Origin of the sequence: Helicobacter valdiviensis, from assembly GCF_003245365.1 — a bacterium.
GTDB lineage: Bacteria > Campylobacterota > Campylobacteria > Campylobacterales > Helicobacteraceae > Helicobacter_D > Helicobacter_D valdiviensis.
Map to the genome: position 1 here is coordinate 1 of NZ_NBIU01000125.1, position 533 is coordinate 533.

Annotated in this window: 1 pseudogene; it reads left to right on the forward strand. The window is 32.6% G+C overall.

The features are described 5' to 3' along the window. Positions 1–533 (forward strand): annotated as a pseudogene (locus B6S12_RS10860) (DUF1311 domain-containing protein); the annotation flags it as partial.

Sequence of the window (533 nt, forward strand, 5' to 3'; positions counted from 1 at the left end):
AATAATAAAGAATTATGTGAATATGCAAGAAGATATAAGAGTGATTGGAGCAAATGGCAAAAAGTTCCTCCCTCCATCAATCCTCCCTTTAGTATAGGTTTTTGTGCTTTTGGAGCAAATAATAAATATGACGGTTTTTATCGTTGTTGCACAGAAGAAAGAGAGGTTATAAAAGAAGAAATGGCAAAAGCCATCAAGGAAAAAGCAACTTATATCAGTTATCCTAAAGTCTATAAAAGAAAAATTGATATTAATAATGATGGAGTGTTAGATAATGTGATTCTTTCACAAGGCGAATATTTTAGTGCACTTGCAATATATAAAAATGGTAAGCTAGATGCAAAAGCAAGTGGTAAAATCTATGGAGATGATTTGCATTTTCATGGAGCAAAAACTAAAGAAGAAGTTTGTATGGTAAATGAGACGCCTTGCATGGCACTTACTACATATGCTCTGCCAAGCAATAAAGTTTCAGGAATACTATTAGATTCTGAGATTCCTATACTAAGCTATTTAGCTTATGGAGTTATGGA